Annotated in this window: 7 protein-coding genes; 3 read left to right on the top strand and 4 right to left on the bottom strand. The window is 58.1% G+C overall.

Translation table 11 applies throughout. The annotated features are described in order from the left end of the window. Positions 1-165: 165 nt before the first annotated feature. From Q7T06_RS11150 to prpB, 3 genes are all read right to left on the bottom strand, one after another. Positions 166-1,617: a bifunctional 2-methylcitrate dehydratase/aconitate hydratase gene (locus tag Q7T06_RS11150; RefSeq protein ID WP_304784637.1), complete on the bottom strand. Its 1,452-nt coding sequence runs from the start codon at positions 1,615-1,617 to the stop codon at positions 166-168. An 84-nt stretch (positions 1,618-1,701) separates the two neighbouring features. After that, positions 1,702-2,856, bottom strand: a complete 1,155-nt coding sequence (gene prpC, locus Q7T06_RS11145) for a 2-methylcitrate synthase (RefSeq protein ID WP_304784635.1) — start codon at positions 2,854-2,856, stop codon at positions 1,702-1,704. Positions 2,857-2,889: 33 nt separating this feature from the next. Next, positions 2,890-3,780 (bottom strand): methylisocitrate lyase, encoded by an 891-nt coding sequence (gene prpB, locus Q7T06_RS11140; protein WP_304784632.1) that lies wholly within the window; start codon positions 3,778-3,780, stop codon positions 2,890-2,892. A gap of 275 nt (positions 3,781-4,055) precedes the next feature. Here prpB and prpR point away from each other — a divergent pair, with 275 nt between their 5' ends. After that, entirely contained in the window at positions 4,056-5,720 is a 1,665-nt protein-coding gene (gene prpR / locus Q7T06_RS11135; RefSeq protein ID WP_304784630.1) for a propionate catabolism operon regulatory protein PrpR, read from the top strand. Between the two features lie 55 nt (positions 5,721-5,775). Here the strand turns inward: prpR and Q7T06_RS11130 are convergent, their stop codons facing one another. After that, positions 5,776-6,336 carry a DUF2242 domain-containing protein gene (locus Q7T06_RS11130; RefSeq protein WP_304784628.1) on the bottom strand — a complete coding sequence of 187 codons (561 nt, stop codon included), beginning with the start codon at positions 6,334-6,336 and terminating at the stop codon, positions 5,776-5,778. A gap of 264 nt (positions 6,337-6,600) precedes the next feature. On the opposite strand from Q7T06_RS11130, the gene gpmA reads away from it, so the two are divergent. Both gpmA and Q7T06_RS11120 read left to right on the top strand, forming a co-directional pair. Further along, entirely contained in the window at positions 6,601-7,320 is a 720-nt protein-coding gene (gpmA, locus tag Q7T06_RS11125; protein WP_304784627.1) for a 2,3-diphosphoglycerate-dependent phosphoglycerate mutase, read from the top strand. Between the two features lie 220 nt (positions 7,321-7,540). Further along, positions 7,541-8,185, top strand: a complete 645-nt coding sequence (locus Q7T06_RS11120; protein WP_304784625.1) for a DUF2325 domain-containing protein — start codon at positions 7,541-7,543, stop codon at positions 8,183-8,185. Positions 8,186-8,285: the final 100 nt, after the last annotated feature.

The raw sequence follows: 8,285 nt of genomic DNA, 5'->3' as shown, positions 1-8,285 counted from the left end.
TCATGATTCCTCCAAATCTCCAACCGCTTGCGAACCAAGCGAGTACTTGGAAATATTATTTCAGCGACAACCACTTACCGTGTACTTGCCACAAACGAAAAAGCAATAAAAAAGGGGTAAAAAAAAGATGTCAGCACGCCTTTTTTGTTATCCGATAGCGGGCTATCAGATCACGTACAAATCAACATATTCATGCACCGGCATCGCTTCCAGTGCAGCCTGGTCGAGCGAGATGTCAAGGATGGATTTTTGTTGTTTGGCCGGGAACTGGCGTGCCAGATTTATCTTGAACTTGGCTTCCAGCAGCGGGATGCCATCCTTGCGGCGGCGTGCATGGCCGATAGGGTATTCGACCACCAGTTCGGCCAGCGTTGTGCCGTCCTTGAATTCAACTGTCAGCGCATTGGCGATAGAACGTTTTTCCGGATCATGGTAATCCTTGGTGAAGGCTGGATCTTCCACGCAGACGATCTTGTCGCGCAAGACATCGATGCGCTTGTCGCTGGCGACATTGTCTTCATAATCGCTGGCCGTCAGGCGTCCGAAAATCAGCGGCACGGCCACCATGTACTGGATGCAGTGGTCGCGGTCGGCCGGGTTGTCGAGCGGACCTTTCTTGTCGATGATGCGGATGCAGGCTTCATGCGTGCGGATCGTGATCTGCTTGATGTCTTCGACGTTTCTGCCGGCCTGGGCTAGCTGCGCATGCAGGGTAACGGCGGCTTCGACTGCAGTTTGCGAGTGGAATTCAGCCGGGAAGGAAATCTTGAACAACACGTTTTCCATCACATACGAGGCGTATTTGCGCTGGAACTTGAACGGCTGGCCCTTGAACAGCACATCGTAAAAACCCCAGGTCTTGGCGGTCAGCACGGATGGATAACCCATCTCGCCAGTCTTGGCCATCAGGGCCAGGCGCACTGCGCGCGAGGTGGCGTCGCCGGCCGCCCATGATTTGCGCGAACCGGTATTCGGCGAGTGGCGATAGGTGCGCAGCGACTGGCCATCGACCCAGGCCAGCGACACTGCATTGAGGATTTCATCGCGGTTCAGGCCCAGCATTTCTGCCACCACGGCAGTCGATGCCACCTTGACCAGCACCACGTGATCGAGACCGACCTTGTTAAATGAATTCTCGAGTGCGATGCAACCCTGGATCTCATGCGCCTTGATCATGCCGGTCAGCACATCCTTCATCGTCAGCGGTTTTTTGCCGGCTGCCACTGCAGTGCGCGACAGCCAGTCGGCCGTTGCCAGGATGCCGCCCAGGTTATCCGATGGATGGCCCCATTCCGCTGCGAGCCAGGTGTCGTTGAAGTCCAGCCAACGTATCATGGCGCCGATGTTGAAGGCGGCCTGCACCGGATCAAGCTGGAATTGCGTGCCGGGTACCTTGGCGCCGTTCGGCACCACGGTGCCGGGCACGATGGGGCCCATCAGTTTCTTGCAGGCCGGGTATTCCAGCGCTTCCAGTCCGCAGCCCAGCGTATCGATCAGGCAGTTGCGGGCGGTATCGTAGGCGAGCGCGGAATCGATCTTGTATTTGGTCACGTAATCGACGATATCGACCAGCACTTCATCGTATTGTGGACGGACATTTGAAATATGAGCAGACATGGGATTCCTGTAATCGGTAGTTAAAAATAAAAATTAAATGTGCAGTCGATCGGCGATCTACAGCGCGCTGTCATCGCCGCGTTCTCACTTGCGCTCGGCAAGTGGAACGAAGGCCAGATCTTCCGGGCCGACATAATTGGCGGATGGACGTATGATCTTGTTATCGATGCGCTGCTCGATGATGTGTGCGGCCCAGCCGGAGGTGCGTGCAATCACGAACAGCGGTGTAAACATCGCCGTCGGCACCCCCATCATGTGATACGAGACTGCCGAGAACCAGTCCAGGTTGGGGAACATTTTTTTCGCATCCCACATCACCGTTTCGAGACGTTCGGCAATTTCAAACATCCTGGTGGAGCCGGCTTCCTGCGACAGCTTCAGCGCCACGTCCTTGATCACCTTGTTGCGCGGGTCGGAGATCGTGTACACCGGATGGCCGAAGCCGATCACCACTTCCTTGTTTTCCACCCGGCGCTTGATGTCGGCTTCGGCTTCATCCGGGTTGTCGTAGCGCTTCTGGATTTCAAATGCAAACTCGTTGGCGCCGCCATGCTTGGGTCCGCGCAGCGCGCCGATGGCGCCGGTGATCGCCGAATGCATATCGGAGCCGGTGCCGGCGATGACGCGCGCGGTGAAGGTGGAGGCGTTGAATTCATGTTCTGCGTACAGGATCAGCGAGGTGTGCATCGCGTCTTCCCACGATTTTTTCGGCTTCACGCCATGCAGCAGGTGCAGGAAATGCGCGCCTATCGAGTCGTCGTCGGTTTCGACCTCGATGCGTTTGCCGTTATGGCTGTAGTGATACCAGTACAGCAGCATCGAGCCGAGCGAGGCCATCAGCTGATCGGCGATGTCGCGCGCGCCGGGAGTGTTGTGGTCGTCTTTTTCAGGCAGTACGCAACCGAGGGCGGAGACGCCGGTGCGCATCACGTCCATCGGATGGGATGCGGCCGGCAGCGCTTCCAGCGCCGCCCTGACGCTGACCGGTATGCCGCGCAATGCCTTCAGTTTGGTTTTGTAGGCCAGCAGTTCGGCCCGGGTGGGCAATTTGCCGTGCACCAGCAGATGTGCAATTTCCTCGAATTCGCAGGTCTGCGCAATATCCAGTATGTCGTAGCCGCGATAGTGCAGATCGTTGCCGGTTTTGCCTACCGTGCAAAGCGCGGTATTGCCCGCTGTGACGCCGGACAGGGCGACCGATTTTTTAGGTTTGAAGCCGCTTGCTTGTTGCTCAGTCATGTGATGTCTCCGGATCGTTTGCTGATGGTAGGTTTATGCTTTTTTCTGTTGTGAAAACAGGCTGTCCAGATGCTGTTCAAACTGGTGGTAGTTGATGCGGTCGTACAGTTCCATCCGGGTCTGCATGGTGTCGACCACGTTTTTCTGCGTGCCGTCGCGGCGCACTGCCTGATAGACGTTTTCGGCGGCCTTGTTCATCGCGCGAAACGCTGACAATGGATACAGCGCCAGGCCGACATCGGCGCTGCGCAGTTCGTCCAGCGTGAACAGCGGGGTGGCGCCGAATTCGGTGATGTTGGCCAGCACCGGAACCTTGACGGCCGCCGCGAATTGCCGGTACATAGCCAGTTCGGTGATCGCTTCCGGGAAGATCATGTCGGCGCCTGCCTCGACGCAGGCGATGGCGCGCTCCAGCGCCGACTCCAGTCCTTCGACCGCGAGCGCATCGGTGCGTGCCATGATGACGAAATTTTCATCGGTGCGCGCATCCACTGCGGCCTTGATGCGGTCTACCATTTCCTGCTTGCTGACGATTTCCTTGTTGGGACGATGACCGCAGCGCTTGGCGCCCACCTGGTCTTCGATATGGATGGCGGCCGCGCCGAACTTGATCATGGAGCGCACCGTGCGCGCCACATTGAAGGCGGATGCACCGAAGCCGGTATCGACATCGACCAGCAGCGGCAAATCGCATACATCGGTAATGCGGCGCACGTCGGTCAGCACATCGTCGAGATTGGAAATGCCGAGGTCGGGCAAGCCTAGCGAGCCGGCTGCCACACCGCCGCCGGACAGGTAGATGGCGCGAAAACCGGCGCGTTTGGCCAGCAGTGCATGGTTGGCGTTGATCGCGCCGATTACTTGCAACGGTGATTCTTCGGCGACAGCCTTGCGGAATAAAGCGCCTGGAGATGGCTGGGTCATGTCTGTCTTTCAAAATGTTTCATCAAAGGAGCGTTGCGGCTACTGCCATGCTGGATTGCAATCGCCGTGCCAATGCGCCGTCACAATACCCGGATGGCAGCGAAAATTGCGATAAACATGTCTGAAATCAAGCGCTTGCAAGCCGGCTGGCCGCATCGGACGGCATAAAGATATTGCCCATGTGAACCAGGCCGGCGTTACAATAAGTCTGTTTGAAACATATTTACTATGTGTCTTGAAACACTTTTCACGCTAATTGAAACGCAGGATGAAACATGGCGCAATCTCCTCCTACTGCACGCGATCACGACCAGCCGGTCATCTGGACCCTGTCGGTGTCGCGCCTGTCCGACCTGTTTCGCGACATTGCACGCGAATTCGATGATCAGGCCAGCATAGAAGCGATACATCTGGCTTACGACGAGGCGGTGCGGCATATCCAGGAACGCCTGCAAACCGAGCGTTGCGACGCGATTATTGCGGCCGGCTCCAACGGCGCCTATTTAAAGAGTCGTTTGCCCATCCCGGTCTTCATCGTCAAGGCCAGCGGCTTCGATGTGATGCAGGCGCTGGCGCGCGCGCGCAAGATCAGCAGCGACATCGGCCTTATTGTTTACCAGGATGCGATTCCCGAGCTGGCCGAGTTCCAGAGCACCTTCGGCTTGAACATCGTGCAGCGCACCTACGTCACCGAAGAAGATGCGCGTGCCCAGATCAATGAATTGAAGGCGATGGGGATCAAGGCCATCGCCGGCGCAGGGCTGATCACCGATCTGGCGGAGGAGGCGGGCTTGACCGGCGTTTTCATTTATTCCGCCGCATCGATACGTCAGGTCTTCAACGACGCGCTGGAACTGGCGCAGCTGACCCATCAGGAAAGTACGCATCGCCGTCACACGTCCAGCGGCACGCATTACCATGCCCGGCACAGCCTGCAGGATTTGCGCGGCAAATCGGCCGTGATGCAGGAGGTGCGGCACGCCATTGCACTGTTCGCCCGTTCGCCTGCCACGGTATTGATACATGGCGAAACCGGGAGCGGCAAGGAGCTGGTGGCGCAGGCGATTCATCGCGAAGCCACGCGTGGCCTGACCGTGCATGCGCGTGCCGAGCGGCCGTTTGTAGCAGTCAATTGCGGCGCGCTGGCGGAGTCCTTGCTGGAGTCGGAATTGTTTGGCTATGAAGATGGTGCGTTCACCGGCTCGCGCCGCGGCGGCCGCGCAGGTTTGTTTGAAGCGGCACATCGCGGCACGCTGTTTCTCGATGAAATCGGCGAAATGCCGCTGGCTCTGCAGACCAGGCTGTTGCGGGTGCTGGAAGAGCGTGCGGTCGTCCGGGTAGGCAGCAGTCGTCCGATCCCGGTCGATGTGCGCATCATCAGCGCCACGCATTGCGATCTGGAGCAACGCATGCTGGAAGGGCGTTTTCGCGCCGACCTGTTTTATCGCCTGGCGGTGCTGCGCCTGCGTGTGCCGCCACTGCGCGAGCGTCCCGGCGATCTGGCGCAACTGGCCTTGTGGTGGTTGAACCATGCGCTGGCCGCGCTCGATGTGCACCCGCATGCCAATCTGCAGGCGGAAGTCGAAACCTGCGTACCCTTGCTGGCTGCCTATCACTGGCCCGGCAATGTGCGCGAATTACGCAACCTGATGGAAAGGCTGGCCCTGTACATGGCCGATGTGCCGCTGCAGACGCTGACGCCGGCATTCCTGAAAAGCATCGCGCCGGAACTTGCTGCAGCGGCAGCCGATACGCAGGCTTTGGATGGTGAAGGTGACGGACTTGCAGTCGAGGCTGCACCAACCGAAACCCTGCAGCAGGTATTGCAGCGCTATCAAGGCAATCGCGTAGCGGCGGCCAGCTATCTGGGCATCAGCCGCACCACCCTGTGGCGCCGCCTGCAGGCAGCGGGTGCAACTGATGCCGGTGAGACGAATTAAAACGCTAAATTAAAACGATAAAACGCGCGAGCCGGTTGGCAGCAGGCTCGCTTACTCATTGCATCTCCATCGATTCCAGTGCCGGTGCTGCCTCATTGGTCAGGAACTGTTCAACCAGCTGAAAGAAGCGCGCATAAAACTTTTCTTCTGCAATCGTCGCGCTGGCGACCTTGACCAGCGAATCGTCGCTGGACGAGAACGGCAGTGACACCGAACCCAGTGCGCCGACCCCGACGCTGGCAGAATTATTGACCTTCTTCAGCGCATAGCGATCTTCCAGCGCGTTGGCAAACACCGATGCCACCTTGCCGTCGGCATTATCGATGGCGCACACGACGCGGAACGCGATCTGCACATGCACATCGTTTTCCGGCTGAAAGCTCTTGCGCCCATCGACCTGGCTGGTGCTGGCCGCGCTGATCACATAGCCCTGGCTGAGCAGGGTGCGGCGGACTGCTTCGCAGGCGACATTGGCGGCAACCGGGAAGCGGCGCGCATACACATCGGTCGAGTCGAATTTTTCCGAATGATAGACCACCGGTTTGGCCCCCGTTGTACAGCCGGTGATGACGGCAATCAGGACTAGTTGCAGCAGGATACGTGAGCTGCATCGCATAATTGATACTCCATGGTGGGGATGTCGCTGCAGGGTAGCGTTCCCTTGTTGACTGAGCGTAGGGCGAAAGATTCCAATTACAGCGAATTGAGGCAAATTTTACCCCACGATAGCAGCGATCCAGTGCAGCGCAGCCAGCATGCACGTCCGCAGCGATGCCGCTTTTACCGTCGATTTTTAGCTGTGCCGGCATGCGCTTGCCGTCCGCAATGTCCGAAACTCAGTTAATCTTCATCCTTTGTCGCATCCAACATGAGAAAAGCAATGGGTAATCTGGTGATAGTTCGCCACGGCGAGTCACAGTGGAACCGGGACAACCGTTTCACCGGCTGGGCCGACATCGATCTGACGGAAAATGGCATACAGCAGGCGCGCAATGCCGGACGCGCGCTGGCCGACGCCGGTTTCCATTTCGATCTGGCGATCACCTCGATGCTCAAAAGGACCATCCGTTCGCAATGGCTGATCCTCGAAGAAATGGATGCGATGTACACGCCCATCATCAGTCACTGGCGCCTGAACGAGCGGCATTACGGCGCGCTGACCGGGCAAAGCCGGGCCGAGACGATCGCCAGGTTTGGTGAAGAGCAGGTGTGGCGCTGGCGGCGCGGTTTCGACAGCCGCCCGCCCCTGATGGACGCCGCCGATGCGCGCGCGCCATGGCTGGAAAAACGCTATCAGGGCATCCCGCAATCAGCCTTGCCGCTGGGCGAATCGCTGCAGGAAACGGTGGAGCGCGTGCGCATAGTCTGGGATGAAGTCATCGCGCCGGTATTAAGGCAGGGCAAGGACGTGATCATTTCATCGCATGGCAACAGCCAGCGCGCCCTGGTCAAGCTGCTCGAAGACATGCCGGATGAAGAAGTGGCCCGTTTCGGCGTGCCCAACAGCGTGCCGCTGATCTACAAGCTCGATAGCGAGCTGCGCGTGCTCGACAGAAGTTCTATGGATATCCCGCATCCGGAAGTATCGACCATACTTTGAGCATATCCGGCAGGGAATCGACACCATGCCGGCGCTTGTCGCATGGTTTCCCGACCAGCCAGCACCCCCATATTTGCAGCATCCACTGCTGCGCACTATTCTTCACAAATGATAATGGTTCTCATTTGTGATAAGATGCTTTCTCGAATTTGAGAGACTGCAGCTTGCCGCCGCATGGTTGGTGTTGCTGACTGCGTCTGCCAGGGTGAAGGATAGGATCATGAATAAAACTCGCAACAATCACGACCAGACCGCGCCGCAGCAAATTGCAACCTTGCATCGGGAGGCTGCGATCATGCGGGCTGAAATAATGCGCCTGCGTGCAGACGTGATGATGCGTGATACCGCGCTGGCCTATGCGCGTGAGGATCTCGCCGCGTTGAAGGCGCTCATTCCCGGTTTGCCCAAACGCATGACTTTGCTGCGGCGTGTTGAATCGCTGACCGAGCATTTGCAGGAGTTGATGCGCGAACGTCTGGGCTGGCAATGGGGCATAAAGCCTGCCCTGAACAAGGCGGATATCGCAGACAATTCAATGCCGGCCGATCTGCGGGAAAAATCCGTGCTCTGCGTTGGCCGGGATGAGCCCGCCGCACTAGTCGCGCAGCAAGCGATAGAAGAAGCGGGCGGATATTTTCTGCATCATGACGGGTACGATGGCGCAGATGAAGCAACGCTGGAAGCAAGCCTGACGGCCGCCGAACTGGTGATTTGCCAGGCCGCTTGCGTCAGCCACGATGCTTACTGGCGTGTACAGGATCATTGCAAGCGCACCGGCAAACAGTGCGTGCTGGTGTCGCAACCGCAGGCCATGCATTTTGTGCGCAGCCTTGACGATACCTTGCTCTCATCTACGGAAAAATAAGGCAGTACCCAGTCAGCATCTGCAGCCCTTGCATCGCTTCAGTCGGGCGCAGTCAATCCCAGCCTTGCATGCCACTCGGCGATCGATTCTTCCGGGTACA

It is taken from the genome of Herminiimonas sp. (genome assembly GCF_030645555.1).
Lineage (GTDB): Bacteria > Pseudomonadota > Gammaproteobacteria > Burkholderiales > Burkholderiaceae_D > Oxalicibacterium.
The sequence above is the reverse complement of the archived record's forward strand: the minus strand, read 5'-3'. Positions and strand labels throughout refer to the sequence as shown.

Bases quoted from the DNA above. Each gene is read 5' to 3' on its own strand.
- prpR (WP_304784630.1), top strand. From the start codon at position 4,056: ATGGCGCAATCTCCTCCTACTGCACGCGATCACGACCAGCCGGTCATC.
- prpC (WP_304784635.1), bottom strand. From the start codon at position 2,856: ATGACTGAGCAACAAGCAAGCGGCTTCAAACCTAAAAAATCGGTCGCC.
- Q7T06_RS11150 (WP_304784637.1), bottom strand. From the start codon at position 1,617: ATGTCTGCTCATATTTCAAATGTCCGTCCACAATACGATGAAGTGCTG.
- gpmA (WP_304784627.1), top strand. From the start codon at position 6,601: ATGGGTAATCTGGTGATAGTTCGCCACGGCGAGTCACAGTGGAACCGG.
- prpB (WP_304784632.1), bottom strand. From the start codon at position 3,780: ATGACCCAGCCATCTCCAGGCGCTTTATTCCGCAAGGCTGTCGCCGAA.
- Q7T06_RS11130 (WP_304784628.1), bottom strand. From the start codon at position 6,336: ATGCGATGCAGCTCACGTATCCTGCTGCAACTAGTCCTGATTGCCGTC.
- Q7T06_RS11120 (WP_304784625.1), top strand. From the start codon at position 7,541: ATGAATAAAACTCGCAACAATCACGACCAGACCGCGCCGCAGCAAATT.